The following is a 23,048-nucleotide window of genomic DNA, read 5'->3' as shown; positions in this document are numbered from 1 at the left end:
TTTTGTCATGACGACGCCACCGCCGGCAAAAGTGCCGGTTATTTTCGGTGTCGCGAAGCGGCCTGTGCAGCCCATGACCTAATTCCCTATTGGAAAGCAGGACTTTTCATACTCTCAAATAGGAAAGAGTCAAATGATTTGCGCCGGCCGGCAACAAGGCGACACTTTTACGCCATCTCGGGACGAATCGGGCCCTGCCCCTTGTGGCACGGGGCCAGAGGGAGATAGGGAAGGCCAAAGAGAATGCCTCCAGGACCGAAAATGACCGATTTTGACGTAGTAATTCTGGGGGCCGGTGCGGCCGGGCTGATGGCGGGCATCGAGGCCGGCCAGCGCGGGCGGCGCGTCCTCGTCGTCGATCACGCCCGCGATCCCGGTGAAAAGATCCGCATTTCCGGCGGCGGGCGCTGCAATTTCACCAATGTGAATGCCACCCATGTGCTGGGGCGCGAGCGCTTCCTGTCGCAGAACCCGCGCTTTGCGCTCTCGGCGCTGTCGCGCTTTACCCCCGAAATGTTCATCGAACGGGTGAAAAGACGCGGCATCTCCTACCATGAAAAGACGTTGGGACAGCTGTTCTGCGACGGTTCGGCCACCCAGATCGTCAATATGCTGATCGAAGGCCTGCGGGCCGCCGGCGCCACCATCTGGACCGGGCGCACGATCGGCTCCGTCGAAAAGACCGCCGATGGCTTCAAGCTGCTCGTCGGCGACGGCTTTGTGACGACCGTTAGCATTGTGGTGGCCACGGGCGGAAAATCCATCCCCAAGATGGGCGCTACCGGCTTTGCCTATAGTCTGGCGCGCCAGTTCGGCCTCGACGTGACCGATACCCGTCCCGCTCTCGTGCCGCTGACCTTTGAAGAGGGGGCGCTCGAGACCCTCAAGCCCCTCGCCGGCGTGTCGACCGATGCCGTGGTCAGCCATGGCAAGACGCGCTTCGAGGAAGCGCTGCTCTTTACCCATCGCGGCCTTTCGGGCCCGGCAATCCTGCAGATCTCCTCCTATTGGCGCGAAGGCGACCCGATCGTCGTCAATCTCCTGCCCAAGGAGGATGCGCTCGATTTCTTCAAGGCGGCGCGCAAGGCGACCCCCCGGCTGCATATCCAGACCGTTCTGGGCGAACGCCTGCCCAAGCGCCTCGCGCAACTGATCGGCGAAACCATCGACCTGCCCGGCATGATCGGGGATTTTTCCGACAAGAAGCTCGCTGCGGCAGCCGATGGGGTCAATCGCTGGAGCCTCAAGCCGGTGGGCTCGGAAGGCTATCGCACCGCCGAGGTGACGCTGGGTGGTGTCGACACCCGGGGGCTCGACGCCAAGACCATGGAGGCCCGCACCGTGCCGGGGCTCTATTTCGTCGGCGAGGCGGTGGATGTCACCGGCTGGCTCGGCGGCTATAATTTCCAATGGGCCTGGGCGTCGGGCTATGTGGCGGGACAGGCGGCGTAATTTTTTGGGACTTGCGTCAACAGCATGACTAGGTCCTGCCGTTGGCCCCTCGCCTGTTTTCCATCCACGGCGTCATTCCCGCGCAAGCGGGAACCCCTGTTTAACGGAGGTCCCCGCCTGCGCGGGGATGACCCGGAGACAGAGTGTTGATTTCGAGGAAAAACGGACACGGCAGCGCGCTCTGAGGTGAACCTAAAACCGATAGCCGAAGCGGATGCCCATATTGGTCAGGCCGCGATTGCCGTTGTCGCAGAGATTGGCGTTGGAGGCGTGTTCGGCGGTGGCCATGATCGCGGCATTGTCGTTGAGCTTGACCCCGAGGCTGACCGATTCCCGGAACACCAGCCCGCAGCCGAGATTGCGCGCGGGATAGACTGCATTGCCCTGCGTATTGCCATTGTGCAGGGCGCCGCCGAAACTGGCTTCGACAAAAACCGGACTATCGGCTATGGGCACGGTCCAGCTCACGCCGCCATAGACCATGCTTTCGAGCCCCTGGAAATTGACCGTGGCGCCCAGATGCGGGCGCAACTCGCCCCAGGCGAGCCATGAACTCATGCCAGGCACATCGAAGAGCAGCTCGACATTGACGTCCTGCATGCGCTCGACGGAAAAGACGCCGAAGAGATCGCCGGGCTCGTCGGCACTATGCACGAAGACGCCGCCGCGGATTTCTGAGAGCCCCAAATCCTGCGCCAGTGCCGGCGCGGTGAAGACGAGGCCTGCAAAGACCAGTGCAGCGATGGATTTAGACATGGGCGTCTCCCGACAAGCAGGAATATAGCGACCAATTGCGGTCGCGGGTCAAGAACCGGGCGGCACTATTGATCGACTAGAAGCGAATGCCGAGGCGGAGACCCGCACTGGTCATGCCGCTATTGGGCGTATTGCAGAGGCCGAAATCGGTGGCATGCTGCACCGTGGCCATAAGTGCGGTGCGCGGCAGGAATTCGACGCCGACACTGGCCTGGCCCTGCGCCAGCACGGCGCAGCCAAAGCGGGTGGGCGTGTCCGAAAAACTGCCGCTGTGAAGCGCCGCACCACCGCCCACTTCCGCAAAGATGGGAAGGAGCGGCGGCCGGAACGTCCAGCTGAGGCCGGTATAGACGAGATTTTCCCCGCCATCGGTATTGAAGGTGGCGCCCAGATGCGGGCGCAATTCGCCGGCCAGCGTCCAGGCATTGAGATCGGGCACGCTGAACAACAGCTCGGCGTTGAAATCGCGGATCCGGTTGCCATCGAAGAGATTGCCGCCAGGCTCAAAGGCATCGCGGGCAAAGATGCCACCCCGCAATTCCGGCGCAAACGGCACCTGCGCCTGAGCCGGACCGAGCGCGGCGAAACCGAGCAGAAGCCCCAGACAGGCAATGAGCAGGCGGGAAAATGCGATGCGCATAAAAAAACCTCGGCATTTTCGGCGGGGGAAGCTGAACCTCCATTGGGCGCGCGCGGCCGCGATGGGACAAGGTTTGATTAAAATTGTCCCTAATGAGGGGTTAAGCCGGATGTCGCGCTTGAAAAAAAGCACGGCCGGCCCTTGACCTCACCCCCTTTCATCGTGATCTACCGATAAACGACAATAGAACAAGGTTTTTCCATGCCCGCTCCGTTTGCTCTGTCCCTGCAGGATCTCGCCCCGATCGCCCAAGGCAGCTCGACGCAGGAGGCAATGGCAGAAACGATCCTCCTGGCGCAGGCAGCGGACAGGCTGGGCTATGAGCGGCTCTGGTATGCCGAACACCACGGCATGCCCTCCATTGCCTCCTCGGTGCCCGAAATCCTGATCGGCAGCGCCGCGGCGGCGACGAAGAATATTCGCGTCGGCTCGGGTGGGGTGATGCTGCTCAACCATGCGCCGCTGCGCATCGCGGAAGCCTATCGCACGCTCGAAGCCCTGCATCCCGGACGCATCGATCTCGGGCTCGGCCGGGCACCGGGTGGGGACGGCTATGCCATGCGGGCGCTGCGCAGTGGCGGCGGCGAGGAATTTTCGGCCTATCTGGCCGAGCTGATGGCCTTTGACGAGGACGGTTTTCCCCCCGACCACCCCTATTCGCGCGTGCCGGTATCGCCCGGCGGCGTCCGTCTGCCGCCAAAATGGCTGCTCGGCTCCTCGGGGGCCAGCGCCCAGGCCGCGGGCCAGATCGGCTTCGGCTATGCCTTTGCCGCCCATTTTTCCCATACCCCGGCCGCCCCGGCTTTCGCCGCCTACAAGGCAGCCTTCGAGCCGTTGGAAGATTTCCCCGAGCCACGCACCATTTTGTGCCTGTCGGTCATCGCCGCGCCGACCGAAGAGGAAGCAAAATATCTCTCGAGCTCGCAGGCGGTGAACTGGGCACGCTTCCTCACCGGCGAACAGCGTCATTTGACCCCGCCGGAAGAGGCGCTGGCCCACAAGCTGACGCCCCAGCAGGAGCAGATCATCGCCCATCAATCGACCCTCTGGCTGATCGGCTCGGCCGAGCAGATGGCAGAAACCATCGCCCAGAAGGCAGCCGAAGCCGGTGCGGACGAAGTGATGCTGACCACGACGATCCATTCCTATGATCTGCGCCGGCGCTCCTTTGCGCTGATCGCCGAAGCCCTGGGCATATCCCCCCGGAATTAAAACCTTTGGCTGCGGGCGTTTACCCTTCGTTACGCCCACCCAACGTAGAATGCCGCATCGCTGTATCTGAGTAATTTCCATGAGCGCCGCGGCTTTCGTGCTTGCCATCAATCTTTTCGTGGCGGGCATGTTTGCGACCGCTTTCGGCGTGCTGGCCGCCTATCAGCGTTCGGCCGTCGGCGCGCGCTGGATTGCGCTCGGCTACGCCTTGGGGGTCGTGACCTCAATCCTCGAATTCATGCTGCCCTTCCAGGTGGATGCGCGGCCGGTCTCCTTCGGGCTCGTGGCATGCTTTCTCCTTGCCCTGGCCTTCATCCTCGTGGGCATTTCGCGCCACTATGGGGCAAACCTGCCCAAGCGTCTGGTCATCGGCATGGTGGCCGTGTCGCTCGTCTCCGGCCTGATCATCATCGACATGCCCCGGGATTCCCTGCTGCGCGGTATTCTCTATCAAGCGCCCTATGGGCTGATCATGATGGTCGGCCTCGCCATGATGCTGACCCTCAAGCAGCGACGCCCGCTCGACATCGTGCTGATGGTCATTCTCGCAGTCATCTCCATCCAGTTCTTCACCAAGCCATTCCTGGCGCAGATGATCGGCTCGGGCGGTGCGCCGCAGGGCTATCTCGGCTCGACCTATGCCGCCATTTCCCAGACAGTGGGCGCCATCCTGCATATCAGCATCGGCATCGTGGTCCTGCTGATCATGGTGCGCGACGTGATGGCCGAGATCACCGCCAATTCGGAAACCGACAAGCTTTCGGGCCTGCACAACAGGCGCGGTTTCGAGAACCGCTGCGAACGCGCCCTGGCGCTCTCTCGGCGCTCCGGCGTGCCCGCGGCGATGATCGTTGCCGATCTCGATCACTTCAAGCAGGTCAATGACAGCCATGGCCACGCCATGGGCGACATGGTCATTACCGCCTTTGCCAAGACCCTGCGCGAGGGGGCCAGCGACCAGGCGGTTCTCGGGCGCACGGGGGGCGAGGAATTTGCCGTCTTCCTGCCCGGCACCAATCTGGCCAGCAGCCGGCTCTATGCCGAAATGGTGCGGGCTGCATTTCCGGCCAATGCCGAACTGGTGCTCAACGGGCGGCCGCTCTCGGCCTCGTTCGGCGTCGCCATGCTGGAGGCGGGAGACACGCTGTCCGACCTTCTGCGCCGCGCCGATCTGGCGCTCTACGCGGCCAAGACCCAGGGACGCGACCGTGTGGTGGTCGCAGATGCGCCGCCCCCGGCGGTCAAAGCCGAGGACGGCGCCTTGTCATGGGCCGATAGGGGCAGGAACTAGTGCAGCGTCGAGCGCGACACCAGTTCATATTCGCCACTGGGATCGATACGCAAAGCCAGCTGCTGGCGATCGAGCTCGGCCAGCCAGGCGCTCCACGAGCACGGGCTCATCCCGTCATCGTCGGTAATGGCCTGGCTTCTGGCAAAACGCAGCATCAGCTGGGCACGCCGCGTGCCAAACCGGTCGGGCACCAGCGCCACGGCCGGACTGCCCTTGCGGCCGATAACCCAACTCTGGATATCGCGGTGACGCGTCAAGGTATGCGTATGAGACATGGTCGATGTGGCCTCCCCTCCACTGCAGATTTCAGGTGATCTCAGGCAAAACGACCGGAATTGTGTCCAGTTCCGGACGCTATCGTTCAACTCTCCTCGAATTTGGTAACAAGCTTGAGACGCTCCATCTCCTCGGGCGATAAATAATAGAGCCGGTCGGGCGGGGTCTCGAGCGCGTGCAGCCACAGCGCTGGATCGACCCCGTTGAGGGAGAGATGGCGGGTAATCTCCGCCGTGATTTTCTGGGCGTCCGACATGGCGGCCCCGGCAATGCGCAGCGCATCGACCGCATCGGCGCCAAGGCTGGCCGCGTAGACCTGATGAACCCCGATGGCAGCATCCTTGCTGGCGCGGCGTTCGGCGCCAGAGGCGAAAATGATGGGGCAGGAAGAGGCACACATGTGCCCGGCGGCGATTTTGGTCGCCAATGCCTTCTCGTGGATAAGGGCGCCGATCTCCAGCGCGTCCATCACTGAACCTCCGGGCGAATCGAGAACCACAGTCTGGACGTATTCCCCCCGCGCGGCAATCTCAGTGGCAAAACGGATGGCGGCACCCGGATCGATGGTGCCGGTGAGGCGCAATTCGCCTCCCTGGGCCAAGACGATGCTGAGCGGGGCCTCGAGCAGATCGGGCGCCGTGGTAATGGCGGGCATGGGCCGGCCATCGACCCCATCGCTCGGCTGGGCCGGCGGCAATATGGGCTGGGGTGCATATTGAACCGCAAGGCCCTCATCGGCCGTCAGCTCGGTATAGTCGACGTAAAGCACGCTGGCCGTGCCGGCGAGCAGGGCAAAAAAGGCAAAGCGCAGGATCGCGCCGTCCTCAATGCCAGCCAGCATCCCGACCAGGCCACGCGACGACCGGCTCTGATTGCGCGCATTGGCCGCCGTCTTCATGCCGGACGCTGTCCCTCGCCCCGTTTGCGCTGGGCAGCGTCGATCGGGGTGACGATACCCTCCTCGGCAACAAGCGGGGGATTGGCCTCCTCGGGCTGTGGCGCGTTTTCGGGCGGGGCCGGATGTGGCGGCGTGGCAGGGGCGATCCCGGCGGCTTCCATGCGCCGGTAGAGCGCCATGGCGCGGATCATTTCGGCGGCGGTAATGGTGTCGTCCTCATCGAGCGAGCCCGCTTCGCGCCGCATGGCGTCATGGACGATCATCAGCACGAGGACGAGAACGACCGGCAGGAGATCGATGGAAATGGCGCCGGCCCAGGATGGGATGAAATCGCTCCAATAGCGGATGACAGCTTCAGCCGAAGAGAGCGGCACATAGCGGCGGGGTTCGACCGCCGGGGTGGCGAGGATCTCGTCCGCGGCCGTGGTGAGCGCCGCAGATTGGGCGGCGACGGAGGCGCGCACCGTCTCCATGACCCGGTCCTGCCGGTTGGCGAGATCGGCCGAACGCCCATCCGCGACCGGGGCAATGAAGCCGGCGGTCAGATCGGCCGAAGCGCGTTTGACCGAGGCGGCGACATCGGTCTGTTGCAGCGCGGCGATGACGGCGGAGAGCTGCACCGCCTCGGCCTGGAAGCCGTCGGTGCGGGGCTCGATCGTGCCGGGCGTCGACACCAGCTCCCGCATGGTCGCCAGCCGCTCGGAGCCTTGGGCGAAAAGGCTCGCCACTTCACTGCGGGACCCCGAAATCGTGGTGCCCAGCTGGTTCATCTGCGCGCTCATCTGGGTGAGCAATTGCACGACGCTGCCCGAGCCCTGCGTACCGGTCAGCGCGCCGCTTTCGCGCTCATTCTGGGCGAGCCCGGCAAAGCGCTCGGCGGCGCGCTGCACGTCCGGAAGGAGGCTCTGGCTCGCCAGCGCATTGGCATGGGCCTTGTCGAGGTCTTCGGCATAACCCTGGAGGGTGACGGCCATGTGCTGCTCGAGCGCGGCCGAGCCGGCGAGTGCGGCGGCATTGAGCCAGGAGCTCATGGCGATGATCATGCCGCAGCCAATTGCCATGGTGGCAAAGAGCGCCAGGCGCTGCGCCGCGCTCGTCACCAGCGGCACGAAGCGCATCATATAGGTCCAGAAGGCGTAGATCGCGACCGAGACGGCGGCCGAATAGATGATGGCGGCGAAAAACACGAAAGACGCCGATCCGTCGAGCAGCCCCCTGACCCCCAGATAGGTGTAGACGCCGGAGGCCAGCGCCAGGACGGCCAGGGCAAATCGCGACATCGTCTCGACCCCGCGCACCGTTTCCTGGAGGCGATAGGCATTTGGCTTGAGCTGCATGGTTTTGGAGCGCCCCCGTCGCTTCTGGCCGGTCCCTCCCGGTTAAGCGGACGTTAACATAAGGATGCAGGCAAGAAGGAGGCAGATTGAACGCGGGGTTAATGGCGCGGGCTGACACTTGCGTGAAGGCCATGGCGCTTTTCGCCGGCCCGGACTTTCCACAGCGCCTGCGGGCTTGTACACCCGATGGGCTGATGAGGGAGAAGCGGCCATGACGCAGAAGAAGATTCGCTGGGGCATTTTGTCGACGGCCAATATCGGGCTGCAAAAGGTCATCCCCGCCATCCAGAAATCGCCGAGCTCGGAAGTCGTGGCCATTGCCTCGCGCGATCTCGGCAGGGCCGAAGCCGCGGCCAGGGATCTGGGCATCCCGAGGGCCTACGGCTCCTATGAGGCACTGCTGGCCGATCCTGACATCGACGCCATCTACAACCCCCTGCCCAACCATCTGCACGTGCCCTTGACCGTGGCTGCGACCAAGGCCGGCAAGCATGTGCTGTGCGAAAAGCCCATTGCCATCACCGCCGCCGAAGCCGAGGGGCTGCGCGACTGCGCGCCGGACAGAATAGTGCTCGAAGCCTTCATGATCCGCTTCCACCCCCAATGGCTGCGCGCCCGCGAGATTATCCGCTCGGGCGAATTGGGCGATATCCGCGCCATCAATGCGGTGTTTTCCTATTTCAACGCCGACCCGAACAATGTGCGCAACATGGCCGATATTGGCGGCGGGGGCCTGCTCGACATCGGCTGCTATCCCGTCACCACCGGGCGGTTCCTCTATGAAAGCGAGCCTGAGCGCGTCGTGTCGCTGGTCGAACGCGACCCCCAGTTCGGCACGGACCGGCTGGCCAGCGTGATGATGGATTTCGGCGGCGGGCGGCACTTGAATTTTACCTGCTCGACCCAGGCGGCAGGGCACCAGCGCGTGCAGGTGCTGGGCAGCAAGGCCAAGCTCGAGATTGTCATTCCCTATAATGCGCCGCCCGATGAGCGCACCGCCATCACCATCGACACCGGCGCGCCCTTCGACGGCTCGCTGGCGCGGCGCGAAATTCTGCCCGCTTGCGATCAATATACTGAAGAAGCCGAGGCCTTTGCCCAGGCCGTTCTGGGCAACAAGCCCCTGCCCTGGGGCATCGATGACGCGATCGCCTCGATGAAGGTGCTGGACGCCATCTTCGAAAGCGAAAAGTCCGGCGCCTGGGCGCGCGTGGCGCGCTAGGGGATGACGGAAGGGATGGCGCCTGGACCGAGCAATCGCGTGCTGCTGACCGGGATTTCCGGATTTCTGGGCGGTCATATTGCGCTCGCTCTGCTGCATGCCGGCTACGAGGTGCGCGGCAGCGTCCGGCATCTCGACAAGGCGGAGAAGGTGCGGCGCACGCTGGCTGCGGCGGGAGCCGATGTCAGCCGCCTCGACTTCGTAACGCTCGACCTGCTCTCGGACGCCGGCTGGGACGAGGCCATGGTCGGGTGCCATACGCTGCTGCACTCCGCCTCGCCCTTTCTCATCCAGACCCCGCGCGATCCGATGGACCTCATCCGCCCGGCAGTGCAAGGTACCGAACGCGCACTCAACGCCGCATTGCGGGCGGGGGTGGACCGGATCATCCTCACCTCGTCCATGGCGGCCATCGCCTATGGACACCCAAGACGCCGGACGGCAGCGTTCGGCCCCAAGGAATGGACCGATCTCGAGGGGCGCGCGGTCACCCCTTATCAAAAATCCAAGACCTTGGCCGAAAGGCGGGCCTGGGAAATCATGGACGCGGCCGGGCGCCGGCACGATCTCGTGGCGATCAATCCCAGCATTATCCTTGGGCCGCTGCTCGATGAAGATCCGGGCACGTCCGCCACCATTGTCCAGCGCCTGCTTTCGGGCTCCGTGCCGGCCGCGCCGAACATTGCCCTGACCATTGTCGATGTCCGCGACGTCGCAGCGGCCCATGTCGCTGCCATTGCCGCGCCCGAGGCGGGGGGACGCCGTTTTCCGATGGGGGCACAAACCGTTTCCCTGCTCGATGTCGCGGGAATGCTGCGCGAAGATTATCCTGGACGCCGCCTGCCGCGCTTCGGCCTGCCCGATTGGGCGGTGCGCCTCTATGCGCTGTTCGATCGCGACGTGCGGGACAATGTGGGCGAATTGAGCCACCCCAAGACGCTGGATTCGTCCGCCTCCATTGCCCTTCTCGGCCGCTCGCTCCTGTCGGCCCGGCACGCCCTCCTCGCCACCGCCGCTTCTCTCCTCCAGCGCGGACTTGCCTGAGCGCATATGATGGCCCGATGAACACACGCCTTTTCCGGATCGCCGCCTGGCTGGCCCTGGCCGTCATCGTCTTCGCCACGCTCTCGCCCATCGGCCTGCGGCCCCAGACGCATCTGCCGGTCAATCTCGAACGCTGGGCCGCCTATTTCCTGGCCGGGACGCTGTTCGGGCTCGCCTATCCCAAACATATCATCTGGGCGGCAATTCTGCTCGCCCTGGGCGCTGTCGGGCTCGAACTGGCGCAAATGCTGCGGCCCGGGCGGCATGGGCGCGAACTCGACGCCCTGTTCAAGCTCGGTGGCGCCTGGCTTGGCCTGGGGCTCGGCTGGCTCTGCGCGCGGCTTTTCAAGCCGGGCTGACACCGGCGCAAGACCCTTGCAAGACGCCCGGAAATCGCGTCATATTTTGTTCCGGTGAGGGGCTGTAGCTCAGTTGGGAGAGCGCGTCGTTCGCAATGACGAGGTCAGCGGTTCGATCCCGCTCAGCTCCACCATTTCTGAATGCGTCGTGCGTGACGGGCGGGCTAGCCGAGTTCCAAAGTGGTTACGCCGAAGACGCGGCTGAGGTCCATTTGGGGTGGCGATCCGCGATACATCCGGCGTGTGCTGAAGCCCGGGGTGAAACCGAGCTGCCTGAGCGCCGCCAGCCAATCGGTGTGCATAGCGGGGACGTCGATATGGACCGGCCCGGACAGTGACGACACCAGTTCGAACGCCATTGGCGTCGTGCCCGCGAAGAGCGGGCCGATCTTGGCGCCATCCCGGCATGGCCTCAACACGGCGTATGCCTGCATATGTCCGGCATCGGCGTGAAAGATGCTTCTATGCGGCGGGACCAGCCAGTGGCGCAGGAACTCGTCCCGGCGGGCGGGGAAACAAGCCCGGTCGAGCGCGGCGATATCTGTGAGCCCGGGCTGGCCTCTTGCGCCCGCCGCCCCGGCGACGGGGCCGAGCACGCCGCTCATGCGGATGGTGTCGTAGGCGCCGACAAAGCCCATCCGTGCGTAATTGGCCTGCTGTTCGGGCACCCCGTCGAGCCCAATGGTACGGCTGCCGAGATAGGCCATGCCCGCATCCCAGACCGCCCTGCCATGGCCCTTCCCGCGCCAGTCGGGATGGCAGATATAGAGGCCGATAAAGCCAAAGCAATCATCATAGGCGACGGCGGAAATGCCGGCGACCATCACGCCATCGACAAAGGCGCCGAAAAATCCATGTGGATCGGCGGCATGAAAGGCGACGGCATCATCGAGGCCGGGATTCCAGCCTTCGGCCGCGGCCCAGTCGAGCAGGGTGCCGATTTCGGCAAGGCCGAGATTGCGGATGGTGCGGCTCATGCCGGGGCGAACCCGGCCAGGGCACCGGAATAGGGCTTTGCAATGGGGGCAGCGTAGGCGCCCCGCTTGCTGGTGGACAGGCCCAGCGCCACCAGCGCTTCGGCCTGCTTGACCGCCGCGCCCACCCCATCGATCACCGGCAGGCCGAACTCGAGGCTCAATATGCGCGCCAGATCCGCCATGCCGGCGCAGCCCAAAACGATGGCCTCCGCATTGTCCTCGGCAATGGCGCGCACGATTTCGTTGCGCAGCCTGTCCCGGGCCCCCGAATTGGGATCTTCCAGCGACAGGACCGCGATATTGGCGGCCCGGATCTTCGCGCGTCCGGCCATGCCGTAGCGCTGCGCCAATTCCTCGATCGGCACGCGGGATCGTTCGAGGGTGGTCACCACGGTAAAGCGCTTGGCAATGAGGGCCGCTGTCGCCAATGCGGCTTCGCAGATGCCGATAACGGGAACATGGACCATGGCTCGGGCCGCATCGAGCCCGGTATCGTCAAAGCAGGCGATGACCGCGGCCCCCGCCCCGTCGCGCTCGGCCTCGCCAATTGCACGCAAAAGGCCCGGCAAGGCAAAGGCCTCGTCATAATAGCCCTCGATGGATACAGGCCCCATGCTCGACGTCACCGGCACGATCTCGGTGGTGGGCGAAGCCACCAGGCGCGCCGCATGGGCGATGGTCGCCGTCATGCTGGCCGTGGTGTTGGGATTGACGATGGCGATACGGGTCATGCGCGGGCCCTTCGGCGATTGACCATCAGGATGATGCCCAGAGTGGCGAGGATGACGAGGAAGGAAAAGAGCGTCGTCACCGTGCCCAGCGCGTAGAGAACCGGGGTCGTGACATTGGTGGTCATGCCGTAGATTTCGAGCGGCAGGGTGTTGGAGCTGCCCGACGTCATCAGCGTGCGGGCGAATTCGTCATAACTCAGCGAAAACCCGAATAGGCCGACGCCGATCAGGCTGGGCGCGATCATCGGCAGCAGCACGTGATAGAAGGTCTGCCAATTGCTGGCGCCGAGGTCGCGCGCGGCTTCCTCGTAGGACGGCGAGAAGCGGTTGAACACCGCAAACATGATGAGGACGCCAAACGGCAAGGTCCAGGTGAGGTGCGCACCATAGGCCGAGCTGAACCAGGCCGGCCGCCAGCCGATCTGCTGGAACAGGACACCAATACCCAGCGAGACGATGATGGACGGGACGACCAGGCTTGCAACGGTGAGATAAAACAGCGGACTGGCCCCGATGAAGCGGCGCCGGAAGGCGAGGCCCGCAAGGAGCGACACCAGCACCGTCGCCGCCATAACCATCAGTCCCAGCAGGAAGGACCGCCCGAAACTGGCGCCGAAATTGCCGACCGCCTGCGTCTCGAACAGGTTCTGGAACCAGCGCAGCGACACCCCATTGAGCGGGAAGGTCAGCCCGCCCTGCGGACCCTGGAAACTGAGGATGAATACGGCCGAGAGCGGGCCATAGAGAAACAGCACGAAGAGGGCGAAGAAGCCGGCGAGGATGTAAAAGCCGGCAGAGCGTTTCTCGCGGCCCATTTCAGAGCTCCTTGCGAATATCGACGATGCGGAGGATGCCCGCGACCATGAACAGCACCAGCACCAGCAGCACGATGGCATTGGCCGCGGCGGCCGGATATTGCAGCAGGCTCATCTGATTGCGCATCATCAGCGCCACCGAGGCGGACTGACCCCCGCTCATCACCTGCACGGTGGAAAAATCGGCCATGACCAGCGTGACCACGAAGATGGTGCCGATGGCGATGCCCGGCTTGGCCAGTGGCAGGATGACGTTCCAGACGATCTGCCAGTCCCTGGCGCCCGCATCGCGCGCCGCCTCGATGAGCGATTTGTCGATGCGCATCATGGTGTTGAAGATCGGCGTGACCATGAAGAGCGTATAAAGATGCACCATGGCCAGCACGACGGCGAAATCGGAATAGAGCAGCCACTCGATCGGCTCTTCGACCAGCCCCGCCCCCACCAGCCCCGAATTGATGAGCCCGTTGCGGCCGAGCACCGGAATCCACGAGATCATGCGGATGATGTTGGAGGTGAGAAAGGGGACGGTGCAGACCAGGAACAGCACCATCTGCGTGGTGGCGCTGCGCACGTGGAAGGCCAGGAAATAGGCGGCCCAGAAACCGATAAAGGCGGTGATGGCCCAGACGATGGCGGTAAATTTGAGTGTATTGCCATAGGTCTTCCACGTGACCCAGGATCCCAGTGTTTCGGCATAGTTGAGGGTGATGAAATCGGGATACATCCCGGCAAAGTCATAATCCCAGAAGCTGACCACCAGGAGCAGCAGGATCGGCACGGCGAGGAAAAAACCGAGGATCAGCAACAGCGGCGTCGCCTGGATATAGGGCGTGGGGCGCGTGAGTAGGTTTTGCATTGCTTCTGGCTCCGCGTGGTCAGTCGACACCGTCCCCTTTGCGGGGCTTGTGAGCGTCCGTCAGGAAAATCGCTCCGGCGGAGCGATCTAAGCATCAAGGCCATGAGAACTGCGCTCGAATGGCTGGATCACACCCTCTCCTAACCTCCCCCGTCAGGGGGGAGGTACAGTTCGGTGTGCGGCGCATCAGCGCCTCAATCGATATCAGGCCGCGATGAACTCGTTCCAGCGGCGGACCATGTAGCGGTCCTCGTCCATCACCGAATTCCAGCAGGCGACCTTGCCCATGCGTTCCTCGAAGGAGCCACCGTCGCGGACGGCGCCGGCCTTTTCCATCACCGTACCGTCGGGCGCGAGAATGTCCCCCTTCGCCGGCTTGCCCTCGATCCAGAAGCCCCATTCGTCGTCCGACATATGCTTCTTGGCCGTCTCCATATTGGCCGAATAATAGCCCTGTCGATTGAGATAGCCGCCGACCCAGCCGGATGTGTACCAGTTGATATATTCATAGGCCGCGTCGAGCTGGGCGCCGCTGAGATGAGCGGCGAGACCCATGCCGCCGCCCCAGGAGCGATAGCCTTCCTTGAGCGGCTGGTAGGTGCAGGCAATGCCCTTGGAGCGCACGGCGGCAACGGCCGGCGACCACATGGACTGGATCACCACCTCGCCTGAACTCATCAGGTTGACGCTCTCGTCAAAGCTCTTCCAGAAGGCGCGGAACTGGCCGTCCTGCTTGGCCTTGATCAGGAAATCGATGGTCTTGTCGATTTCCTCCTGGGTCATGTTGCCCTTGTCGCCATAGGTGATTTCGCCCATGGCCTCCATGATCATCGCCGCGTCCATGATGCCGATCGAGGGCACGTTGATGATGGCGGTCTTGCCCTTGAAGGCGGGGTCCATGATATCGGCCCAGGACGAGATTTCGCGCCCCACGAGGTCGGGCCGGATCCCCAGCGTGTCGGCATTGTAGATGGTGGGTACCATGGTGAACCAGCCGGTCTCGCCCTTGGCGAAGGTCTTGCTGTCCGGTCCATCGACAAATCCGACCGTGTGCGGCGCCGTGCCCTGGGCAATGACGCTGTCGGGGAGCAGCTTGCCGGTTTTGAAGAGCGGCACGATCTGGTCGTAATATTTGAGCCGCGAGGTATCCATCGGCTGGATCACACCCGAGGGAAACACCTTTTTGAGGATCCAATATTCGATATCGGCAATGTCATAGCTGTCCGGCTGGGTGACGGCGCGCTGGGCGGCAGCATCGGAATCCGTCGCCGTCATCTCCAGCGTGATGCCGAGGTCTTCCTTGCACTTTTCGGCAATGGCATTGAGGTTGGACACGCCGGTGCCGAACTGGCGCAGGGTGATCGGGTTTTGCGCCCAGATGGTGGGAAAGCCGGTAATGGCGCCCGAACCGATGGCGGCGCCCGCCATTGCGGCGGCGCTACCCTTGAGCATGCTGCGGCGGGAAATTCCGGTGTGCTTGATGGTCTCGGTCATAGCCTGATGTCCCTGTTGCTGGCTGGTTATCGATTGGAGGTGCCGAGGATGATCGCGTCCTCGACAGCCCAATGGAGGGGCACCGCATCGCCGACCGCGACCGAGGTCGCGTAAAAGGCGGTGTCGGTGATGATGGCGGTGAATTCGGCAATGCCGGCACCTTCGATGGTGAGCTTCACCGTCGCGCCGCGATATTCGATGTTGGAAATGAGGCCGGTGAAGCCCAGGCCAGGAACCGGGCTCTCCCCGATCCGGACATGGTCGGTGCGAATGGCTGCATCGACGCTCGACCCGACTGGCTGCGCTGCGCCCGACGCCAGGAAACGGCCGCCTCCGGCAACTTCGAATGTCGTGAGCCCTTCGGCGATGGCGGTGACCCCACCGGAAATGACATTGTGATCGCCCATGAAGCGGGCGACGAAAGCGGTGGCCGGACGCTCGAATACGTCGCGCGGGCTCGCTGCCTGCTCGATGCGACCATCGCTCATCACCACGATGAGATCGGCCAGCGCCATGGCCTCTTCCTGGCTGTGCGTCACATGCACGAAAGTGATGCCGAGCTGCTTCTGCAGCTTTTTGAGCTCGGCCCGCATGCGGATCTTGAGGAAGGGGTCGAGTGCGGACAATGGCTCGTCGAGCAGCAGCGCCTCGGGATCGGTGATGAGTGCCCGGGCCAGCGCCACCCGCTGCTGCTGCCCACCCGACAGCTGCGCCGGACGCCGGTCGGCATAGGCGTCCATCTGCATCAGCCGCAGCATTTCAAGGGCACGCGCCCGCCGCGTCTGCCTGTCGACTCCGGCCATGCGGAGGCTGAAGGCGACGTTGTCAACGAGATCGAGATGCGGAAAGAGCGCGTAGGACTGGAACATCATCGCCGTGCCGCGCCGGGCGGGCGGCAGATCGGTGACCACGTCCTTGCCCAGAACGATGTCACCAATCGACACACTTTCGTGCCCGGCAATCATCCGCAGGGTTGAAGTCTTGCCGCACCCCGAGGGTCCCAACAGGCAGCAATAGCTGCCGGCAGGGATCTTGAGGCTGATGGCGTCCACGGCAATTGTCTTGCCGTAGATCTTGGAAACCGAGGCGATGTCGATTTCGACTGCTTTTGACATCCAGAACCCCCCGTTTGTCAGGGGACAACTATGCATTCGCCGTGCCAGACTGGATTTTTGCTCGTTAAGCCGTTGCGATTGCTCACTTATGCTTGGACTTACGCGCGGTGTCAAAATAGAGGCACTACCAGATGCTGCACGCTTTATAGGCATGTAACCGCAATACCCGATGAGATTGTATGCAATCTGGCGGTGGTTTGTATGCGACTTCGCCCTTTCGCAATGGCGCGAATTTTTCTAAGAAGAACCATGACCCCAATTGAGCAAATCGCGGCACCAGTGGCGGTGGAGGATCGCGCTGCCATGATCCGCGATCATCTGCGGGACGCGATCATCGATCGTCGTCTGGCCCCGGGCACCAAGCTCAATGAAGTGGAAGTGGGCCGGCTCTTCAATGTGAGCCGGACCGTGGTGCGGGAGGCCCTCCAGGCGCTGGCCTTCGAAGGACTGGTCAGCACCGAGCGCAACCGGGGCGCCTTCGTCGCGAGCCCCACGCCGGAAGATGCCCGCCAGGTCTTCGCGTCCCGGCGCCTGATCGAGCCGGGCCTGGCTCTGGCGGCAGCCGAACGCATCACGGCTCACGATATCGAGGACTTTCGGCACCGGCTGCGCCATGAAAGCCAATTGCTGGCCGAGCGCGGCCCCAGTGCGCGGCGCGCCGAAATCCATGCCTCGGGGGATTTTCACCTGCTGCTCGCCCGGGTGGCCGGCAATGCCGTGCTGTCGCGCTTCATGGAGGAATTGGTCGCCCGCTCATCCCTAGTCATCGCGCTTTACGGGCGCTCGGGCACCTCCAGCTGCGGGCACGCTGACCATGGCAGCATCCTCGCCGCCCTCGAGCAGCGCGACGGCAAGCTGGCCGGACGCCTGCTGCTCCACCATATCGACCATATCGAGACCGATCTCGACATCCGCGACACCGAGAACCTGCCCTTGCGCGAGGCCCTGGCGATCGCCCCGCGGGAGGCATGAAGCCACCCATGGGGGGCGGCGCGCACACGCCCTAGCGCCTGAATAAAACGCCGCCGAGCCAGCCGGTGAAGAGGGCGAGGATGACGCAGCAAATGCCGTAGATCAGCGGATATTGAGTGGCCGACTGGGCGAGGAAGCGCTCGAAGCCGATCTTGCGCACGGCAAAGCCTTCGGATTTGCGGGCGATGATCTCGCCATTCCGGAACACATAGGTCTGGGCGATATAGGGCCCGGGCGGGGCGTTGCTGGGCAGGATCAGCTGCGCTGAATAGAAGGTGTCGGAGAGGAAATTGACGCCGTTTTCCTGCACCCCGAACAGGTTTTCCTCGGTCATCAGGCGAATGAGTTCGCGCCCGAACACCAGGGTTTTCCACCAGCCGGCCGGATTGGGCACCATGGCATGGGCCTCGGGCAGGATGAAATTGCTGGTCAGGGTGGTGGCATCGGAAATCTCGCGCAGCCGCCCGCTGGCCAGCACGTGGAAATAGCTGGGAAAGCGCGGGAAGGCCACTTCGTCGGTGTTGAGCCAGATGCCGAAATTATGCGTCATCTGCCGGGCCACAAGGTCCTGGGTGGGGCCGAGAATGACGACGATGACGTGGAACGGCCCCTCGATAAAGCGCTGCCCCGAGCCGGCCTCGGGGGCGATATTGCCGAAAAAGGTCATCCGCTCGCCATCAAAGCTCGAGGTGATCTCGATCGTGTCATTGGAGAGGGTCGAGACCAGCCGGGCGTTCTGTGCCGCCGCCGGCGTCAGAAGGGCGAGACAAAAGCCAATGATGACAAGAAATTTGGTCATCGCGCCGCCCCCATGACCGCCATGGAGAAGACATCGGACGGGGTCAGCACCAGCGAGAGACCAAAGCGGATGGCGACGGCCAGCACAAGGAGGGCGAGCAGGCCGCGCAGCTGTTCGCCGCGCAGATGTTTACCCGCCGCGGCGCCGAACTGGGCCCCCGCCGTGCCGCCGACCATCAGGCAGAAGGCGAGCAGGATATCGACGCTCTGGCTCTGCACGGCGTGCAGGATCGTGGTCGCCGCCATCATCGCCACCACCTGGGCCAGCGAGGTGCCGATCACCACATTGCCGGGCACGCGCAACAGATAGACCAGCGCCGGCACCATGATGAAGCCGCCACCGACGCCGAGCAGCGAGCCGACAAAGCCGATGAAGAGGCCGATGGCGAGGACCGGCAGCACCGAGATATAGAGCCGGCTTTTCTTGAAGCGGACGCGCCAGGGCAGGCCATGGATCCAGCTGTGCTGGTGCGGCATGCGCTCGCGCACCACGATCCCCTGGCGCTGCTTGAGAATGGCGCGCACCGCCTCCTGCAGCATCAGAAGGCCGACAAAACCCAGCAAAATCAAAAAGCCGAGGGCAATGACGAGATCGAGCTGGCCGGCCTGGCGCAGCAGCGAGAAAGCGGCGACGCCGCCAAAGGCCCCCAATATGCCGGAGAGCACGAGATAGAGCGCGAGATGCAGGTCGATGCCGCCGCGCCGATAATGGCTGAGCGCCCCCGAGGTCGAGGCGGCCACCACCTGGCCGGTCACCGAGGCCACCGCCACCGAAGTCGGCACGCCCGAAAAGATCAGCAGCGGGGTCAGCAAAAACCCGCCGCCCACCCCGAACAGGCCCGACAAAAACCCCACCGCCCCTCCGATCCCCACGAGAAAGAAGAGGTTCACGGAAAGCTCGGCGATCGGCAGATAGACATTCATTATATGGGGCTTTTCTGGACGGCCTGCCGATCCTGTTGGGCAGTCCTAGACCGGCTGTCCACCCACCCAGACCGAGCCGATATTGGCACGGGAGGCGGTATAGATGATCTTTTGGAGGATGAGGTCGGGATCGGTTTCGCCAAAAATGCGAATTCCCCCTTCGGGAGCGGCCGTGTCGATGCGCAGGGCATCGAAATGATAGCCCGGCGCGAACTGGCCGATGGGCAGGTCGAGCGCGATGCCGCCCCCCGCCGTCGCCACATGGAAGGCGGTGCGAAAATCGATGCGGGACGCGGGGCGCTGGCGCGCCTCGGGCGGACGATCGGGATCGGCGCCGCTTTCCAGAATGCGGGACGCGGCAATCGCCATGCGGGCGGTTTCGAGCACCGAGGCGGACGGTCCGCCGGAAATATCGGTGCCCATGCCCACATGCATGCCCTTTTCGAGCGCGGCGCGCAGCGGAAACACGGCGTCCCCAAAATACGCATTGGACAGCGGGCAGTGCGCGACGGCGGCGCCAGCGGCAATAATGCTGTCCTTGTCATCCTCGGTGAGACGGGTGGCATGGGCAAGGACGCTGCGCCGCCCCAGAAGCCCGAAGCGATCGAGACTCGCCGTATCGGTCATGCCATGGCGGTCGAGCACATAGGAATGCGCCCAATCGCTTTCCGAGCAATGGGTCTGGACATGGCAGCCAGAGTCGCGGGCAAGGTGGCCGAGCCCCTCGAGCAGCTCATCGGTGCAAGAGGGAATAAAGCGCGGGGTGATGACGGGCAGCACCCTGCCCTCGCCATTGTCCGCATGGGCGCGGACATAGTCGATGATCGCCCGTGTGGCCGCAAGCGCCCCGGCTGCCGAGGCGTCGCGATAATAGTCTGGGCAGGTCTTGGGATTATCCATGGCCACCTTGCCGACAAGGGCCCTCTGCCCAAGCGCGAGGCAAAGATCGACGAGCAGCTTTGTTGCCTCCTCGTGCACGGTGGCGAAGTAGAGCGCGGTGGTCGTGCCGTTGCGAAGGAGATCGGCTACCAGCGTCGAATAGCTTTGGCGAGCGAAGTCGAGGTCCGCATAGCGCGCTTCGAGCGGGAAGGTGTATTTGCCGAGCCAGACTTCGAGCGGCACGTCGAGCGCGAGGCCGAGCTGCGGATATTGCGGCGCGTGCACATGCAGATCGACGAAGCCGGGAAGGATGTAATCGGCGGACCCGAAGCTGACGAGCTCGCCGTCTGCCGTGGCCTTTGCCTCGACCGCCCCGCGGTCCGGATGCCCCGTTGGGTAGAGAGCGGTGATCGTGCCATCATTGCCGACCACCATGAGCGCATCGAGAACCGTCTCCACTTCGCCCGGCAGGGGCGCGTGGATGAAATTGCCCCGCAAAACCATGCCGCGCAGCGACTTGCTCATCGCTTGCTGTCCACGACACGCTTTTCGAACCAGACGACAATGGAAAAGGCGGTCAGCGTCGTCACCGTCGCGAGCACCACGATCTGCCACACCAGAATGAACTGGAACCGGCTGTAGCCATCCTGGATCAGATAGCCGAGCCCGGCATTGGAGGCGACATATTCCGCCAGCATGGCACCACCAAACGCCGCCGGCGCGGTAATGCGCAGGGCAGTGAAGAGGTAGGGAAGCGCATAGGGAAGACGCAGCTTCCAGAAGGTCTGGACCGGGTTGGCATCAATGATGTGGAAGAGGTCCATCGCCCCGCGAGGCGCCGCCTTCAAGCCGCGGCTGACATTGACCAGCGTCGGAAAGAAGCAGACCAGCGCCGCAACGGTCACCACCGTCGCGTGGCCGAAGCCGACCGACAGGGTGATCAGCGGCGTGATCGCCACCATGGGGACGCTCTTGATGGCCAGGGCAACAGGCATGATCCCTGCCCGGGCCGTGCTGGACACGGTAACGAGGAAGGCGACAGCGATCGAAAACACATTGCCGATGATGAAGCCGGCGCTGGCCTCCATCATGGTGACGGCCCAGCCATTGAACAATGTCCGGCCCGTTGCCGGCAAGGCAGTGATCAGATTGACGGGCTGGGGCAGAATGTAGACCGGAATGGCAAAAGCCATGGCGATCAGCTGCCAGATCGCCAGCAGGGACAAGACCACGAGTGGCGAGGCAAAACGGAACAGGAATTCGCGCAGCCGCGCGCCCGAGCCTGGCCGATCGCCGGCCGGGCCGACAGGAACAATATCCATGGTACTCATCAATCTTCAGCCTTTAGGGGTTCGGCACGCCGCCCGATGACGAGATATTCAATCGCGACAATGATGCAAAAACCCAGCGCCGCCATCACCGCGCACAGCACCATGCAGGCCCAGAGCAGGGGCACGTCGTAGTTCAGCAAAGCCATCAGGATCTGCGAGCCAAGGCCCTCGCGAGAGCCGATCCATTCCGCCACCGTGGCGCCCAGTACGGCTTGCGGCGCCGCGATCTTGAGGCCGGCAAAGATGTAGGGAAGGCTGGAGGGAATGCGCACCTTCAGCAGTGTCTGCATGCCGGTGGCATTGAGCAGGTGCATGAGCTCGAGCGTGCTGCGATCGGCAGATCGAAGGCCGCGCAAGGCGCCATTGAGCACGGGGAAAAAGGTCGCCAGCGCCGCGACGACAATCTTGGGCGTATAGCCGATGCCGAACCAGATCACGAGGAGCGGAATGATGGCCAGCATGGGCAGGCTATGGATCAGCACCAGCGTATTGGAGAGGGCCGCCTCGACACCCCGATAGCGCACGAAAATGGCGGCCATGACGATGGAGAATGCTGCGCCGATACAGAAACCGGATACGGCTTCGATGAGCGTCGGCCGCACCACGACCGCCAGGAGGCCCAGATGGTCCGCGACATAGGTGACGAGGATCGTCGGCGGCGGGATGATCGGCGTCGGCCCGGGCGCGAAAAGGCGTGCCGCAAGCTCCCAAACGGCAAGAACAAGCAGCACCGCCGTCAACGAACGCAGGCGTCCCGAGGTCTTGGGAGTGATAGCAATGGCGGACATCACGCCGCTTCCCCGTCGGCGTCGCTTTCGAAGGGCGAATAGAGCGCTTCGCCTGTCCGCGCGACGATATCGAAGAACTCGGGCGAACGCTGCATGCCGGCCGTTCGCGGGCGGGGCAGATCGACGGGGACGACGGCGGTAATCCGGGCCGGACGGGGCGACATGACGAAAATTCGATCCGACATCATCACCGCCTCGGCGAGGGAATGGGTGACCAGCACCGCGGTGATTCCCACCTCGGTCCAGATCTTGAGCAGATCGATGTTGAGCCTGTTGCGCGTAATCTCATCAAGGGCGCCAAAGGGTTCGTCGAGCAGCAGCACGTCCGGATTGAGAACCAGGGCGCGGGCAATGGCCACGCGCTGCCGCATGCCGCCGGACAATTGCCAGGGCAGCGCATTGGGAAAGTCCGAGAGCCCCACCAGCGCCAGCAGGTCGTCAATATCGCGTGCGCTCGTTCCGGCACTGTTGCCGGCAATTTCGAGCGGCAATGCGATGTTCTCGCGGACCGTGCGCCATGGCAGCAGATTGGCATCCTGAAACACCATGCCGATGCGGCGCTGGCGGCGCAGATCGGCGGGGGGTGATCCCGCAATGGTAACCGCACCGGCCGTGGGATGTTCGAGATCTCCCAGCATGCGCAGCACGGTGGACTTGCCGCAGCCCGAGGGGCCGATCAGCGCCACGAACTCACCCTTGTTGATGCTGCAATTCACGTGATCGACGGCGCGCACATCGCCCGATGGAGACGAAAACGTCTTGGAAACGCCAATTAGTCTGATTTCACCACTGTCCATCAGCTCTCTCCCTATCTTCCGCGGCCCGGCGCCCTCGGCGCTTCAAAACCACGGGTCTTGCCGGAGGGAGGCGGATCGCCG

The 23,048-nt window shown here is 63.7% G+C and carries 24 protein-coding genes and 1 tRNA gene; 8 read left to right on the top strand and 17 right to left on the bottom strand.

Annotation, left to right across the window (positions count from 1 at the left end):
• Positions 1-261 precede the first annotated feature (261 nt).
• Positions 262-1,452: an NAD(P)/FAD-dependent oxidoreductase gene (locus tag N0P34_RS01550; RefSeq protein ID WP_275605271.1), complete on the top strand. Its 1,191-nt coding sequence runs from the start codon at positions 262-264 to the stop codon at positions 1,450-1,452.
• A gap of 192 nt (positions 1,453-1,644) precedes the next feature.
• On the opposite strand, the gene N0P34_RS01545 is transcribed toward N0P34_RS01550, so the two are convergent.
• Positions 1,645-2,208, bottom strand: a complete 564-nt coding sequence (locus tag N0P34_RS01545; protein WP_275605270.1) for an acyloxyacyl hydrolase — start codon at positions 2,206-2,208, stop codon at positions 1,645-1,647.
• Positions 2,209-2,284: 76 nt separating this feature from the next.
• Positions 2,285-2,848: an acyloxyacyl hydrolase gene (locus tag N0P34_RS01540; RefSeq protein WP_275605269.1), complete on the bottom strand. Its 564-nt coding sequence runs from the start codon at positions 2,846-2,848 to the stop codon at positions 2,285-2,287.
• A gap of 201 nt (positions 2,849-3,049) precedes the next feature.
• Here N0P34_RS01540 and N0P34_RS01535 point away from each other — a divergent pair, with 201 nt between their 5' ends.
• Both N0P34_RS01535 and N0P34_RS01530 read left to right on the top strand, forming a co-directional pair.
• Positions 3,050-4,060 carry an LLM class flavin-dependent oxidoreductase gene (locus N0P34_RS01535; protein ID WP_275605268.1) on the top strand — a complete coding sequence of 337 codons (1,011 nt, stop codon included), beginning with the start codon at positions 3,050-3,052 and terminating at the stop codon, positions 4,058-4,060.
• A 79-nt stretch (positions 4,061-4,139) separates the two neighbouring features.
• Entirely contained in the window at positions 4,140-5,351 is a 1,212-nt protein-coding gene (locus tag N0P34_RS01530) for a GGDEF domain-containing protein (protein ID WP_275605267.1), read from the top strand.
• Here N0P34_RS01530 and N0P34_RS01525 read toward each other — a convergent pair.
• From N0P34_RS01525 to N0P34_RS01515, 3 genes are all read right to left on the bottom strand, one after another.
• A complete protein-coding gene (locus tag N0P34_RS01525; RefSeq protein ID WP_275605266.1) occupies positions 5,348-5,626 on the bottom strand; it encodes a hypothetical protein in 279 nt (92 codons plus the stop codon). The two genes, N0P34_RS01530 and N0P34_RS01525, sit on opposite strands and share 4 nt — an antisense overlap.
• A gap of 86 nt (positions 5,627-5,712) precedes the next feature.
• Positions 5,713-6,525, bottom strand: coding sequence for a hypothetical protein (locus N0P34_RS01520; protein WP_275605265.1), 813 nt, complete (start codon positions 6,523-6,525; stop codon positions 5,713-5,715).
• The gene (locus tag N0P34_RS01515) at positions 6,522-7,862 is read right to left on the bottom strand and encodes a hypothetical protein (RefSeq protein ID WP_275605264.1); all 1,341 of its coding nucleotides are present in this window, start codon (positions 7,860-7,862) and stop codon (positions 6,522-6,524) included. Before N0P34_RS01515 ends, N0P34_RS01520 begins: the two co-directional genes overlap by 4 nt.
• A 211-nt stretch (positions 7,863-8,073) precedes the next feature.
• On the opposite strand from N0P34_RS01515, the gene N0P34_RS01510 reads away from it, so the two are divergent.
• The 4 genes from N0P34_RS01510 (at position 8,074) to N0P34_RS01495 (ending at position 10,621) form a co-directional block, all read left to right on the top strand.
• A complete protein-coding gene (locus N0P34_RS01510; protein WP_275605263.1) occupies positions 8,074-9,084 on the top strand; it encodes a Gfo/Idh/MocA family oxidoreductase in 1,011 nt (336 codons plus the stop codon).
• Between the two features lie 15 nt (positions 9,085-9,099).
• Entirely contained in the window at positions 9,100-10,128 is a 1,029-nt protein-coding gene (locus N0P34_RS01505; protein ID WP_275605262.1) for an NAD-dependent epimerase/dehydratase family protein, read from the top strand.
• Between the two features lie 17 nt (positions 10,129-10,145).
• Positions 10,146-10,487 carry a hypothetical protein gene (locus N0P34_RS01500; RefSeq protein WP_275605261.1) on the top strand — a complete coding sequence of 114 codons (342 nt, stop codon included), beginning with the start codon at positions 10,146-10,148 and terminating at the stop codon, positions 10,485-10,487.
• Between the two features lie 58 nt (positions 10,488-10,545).
• Positions 10,546-10,621: transfer RNA gene (locus N0P34_RS01495), tRNA-Ala, on the top strand.
• Between the two features lie 30 nt (positions 10,622-10,651).
• On the opposite strand, the gene N0P34_RS01490 is transcribed toward N0P34_RS01495, so the two are convergent.
• The 6 genes from N0P34_RS01490 to N0P34_RS01465 form a co-directional block, all read right to left on the bottom strand.
• Positions 10,652-11,464 carry a GNAT family N-acetyltransferase gene (locus N0P34_RS01490; RefSeq protein WP_275605260.1) on the bottom strand — a complete coding sequence of 271 codons (813 nt, stop codon included), beginning with the start codon at positions 11,462-11,464 and terminating at the stop codon, positions 10,652-10,654.
• Positions 11,461-12,195 carry an aspartate/glutamate racemase family protein gene (locus N0P34_RS01485; RefSeq protein WP_275605259.1) on the bottom strand — a complete coding sequence of 245 codons (735 nt, stop codon included), beginning with the start codon at positions 12,193-12,195 and terminating at the stop codon, positions 11,461-11,463. Before N0P34_RS01485 ends, N0P34_RS01490 begins: the two co-directional genes overlap by 4 nt.
• The gene (locus tag N0P34_RS01480; RefSeq protein ID WP_275605258.1) at positions 12,192-13,010 is read right to left on the bottom strand and encodes an ABC transporter permease; all 819 of its coding nucleotides are present in this window, start codon (positions 13,008-13,010) and stop codon (positions 12,192-12,194) included. Before N0P34_RS01480 ends, N0P34_RS01485 begins: the two co-directional genes overlap by 4 nt.
• A gap of 1 nt (position 13,011) precedes the next feature.
• Positions 13,012-13,869 carry an ABC transporter permease gene (locus N0P34_RS01475; RefSeq protein WP_275605257.1) on the bottom strand — a complete coding sequence of 286 codons (858 nt, stop codon included), beginning with the start codon at positions 13,867-13,869 and terminating at the stop codon, positions 13,012-13,014.
• A 204-nt stretch (positions 13,870-14,073) separates the two neighbouring features.
• The gene (locus tag N0P34_RS01470) at positions 14,074-15,363 is read right to left on the bottom strand and encodes a PotD/PotF family extracellular solute-binding protein (RefSeq protein WP_275605256.1); all 1,290 of its coding nucleotides are present in this window, start codon (positions 15,361-15,363) and stop codon (positions 14,074-14,076) included.
• A 26-nt stretch (positions 15,364-15,389) separates the two neighbouring features.
• A complete protein-coding gene (locus N0P34_RS01465) occupies positions 15,390-16,478 on the bottom strand; it encodes an ABC transporter ATP-binding protein (protein ID WP_275605255.1) in 1,089 nt (362 codons plus the stop codon).
• 249 nt (positions 16,479-16,727) lie between these two features.
• Between N0P34_RS01465 and N0P34_RS01460 the strand changes: the two genes are divergently transcribed.
• Positions 16,728-17,450 carry a GntR family transcriptional regulator gene (locus tag N0P34_RS01460; protein WP_275605254.1) on the top strand — a complete coding sequence of 241 codons (723 nt, stop codon included), beginning with the start codon at positions 16,728-16,730 and terminating at the stop codon, positions 17,448-17,450.
• A gap of 31 nt (positions 17,451-17,481) precedes the next feature.
• Here N0P34_RS01460 and N0P34_RS01455 read toward each other — a convergent pair whose 3' ends face one another.
• From N0P34_RS01455 to N0P34_RS01430, 6 genes are read right to left on the bottom strand one after another with little or no spacing between them, the layout of a single operon-like run.
• Positions 17,482-18,249: a TIGR02186 family protein gene (locus tag N0P34_RS01455; RefSeq protein ID WP_275605253.1), complete on the bottom strand. Its 768-nt coding sequence runs from the start codon at positions 18,247-18,249 to the stop codon at positions 17,482-17,484.
• Complete coding sequence (locus N0P34_RS01450; protein ID WP_275605252.1) at positions 18,246-19,172, bottom strand: sulfite exporter TauE/SafE family protein; 927 nt, start codon at positions 19,170-19,172, stop codon at positions 18,246-18,248. The genes N0P34_RS01455 and N0P34_RS01450 overlap by 4 nt, the downstream gene beginning before the upstream one ends.
• Before the next feature lie 45 nt (positions 19,173-19,217).
• The gene (gene guaD / locus N0P34_RS01445) at positions 19,218-20,576 is read right to left on the bottom strand and encodes a guanine deaminase (RefSeq protein ID WP_275605251.1); all 1,359 of its coding nucleotides are present in this window, start codon (positions 20,574-20,576) and stop codon (positions 19,218-19,220) included.
• Positions 20,573-21,382 carry an ABC transporter permease gene (locus N0P34_RS01440; protein ID WP_275605250.1) on the bottom strand — a complete coding sequence of 270 codons (810 nt, stop codon included), beginning with the start codon at positions 21,380-21,382 and terminating at the stop codon, positions 20,573-20,575. The genes guaD and N0P34_RS01440 overlap by 4 nt, the downstream gene beginning before the upstream one ends.
• Positions 21,382-22,170: an ABC transporter permease gene (locus N0P34_RS01435; RefSeq protein WP_275605249.1), complete on the bottom strand. Its 789-nt coding sequence runs from the start codon at positions 22,168-22,170 to the stop codon at positions 21,382-21,384. The genes N0P34_RS01440 and N0P34_RS01435 overlap by 1 nt, the downstream gene beginning before the upstream one ends.
• Positions 22,170-22,967, bottom strand: coding sequence for an ABC transporter ATP-binding protein (locus tag N0P34_RS01430; RefSeq protein ID WP_275605248.1), 798 nt, complete (start codon positions 22,965-22,967; stop codon positions 22,170-22,172). Before N0P34_RS01430 ends, N0P34_RS01435 begins: the two co-directional genes overlap by 1 nt.
• Positions 22,968-23,048: the final 81 nt, after the last annotated feature.

This window comes from Devosia sp. FJ2-5-3 (assembly GCF_029201545.1).
GTDB lineage: Bacteria > Pseudomonadota > Alphaproteobacteria > Rhizobiales > Devosiaceae > Devosia.
The sequence above is the reverse complement of the archived record's forward strand: the minus strand, read 5'-3'. Positions and strand labels throughout refer to the sequence as shown.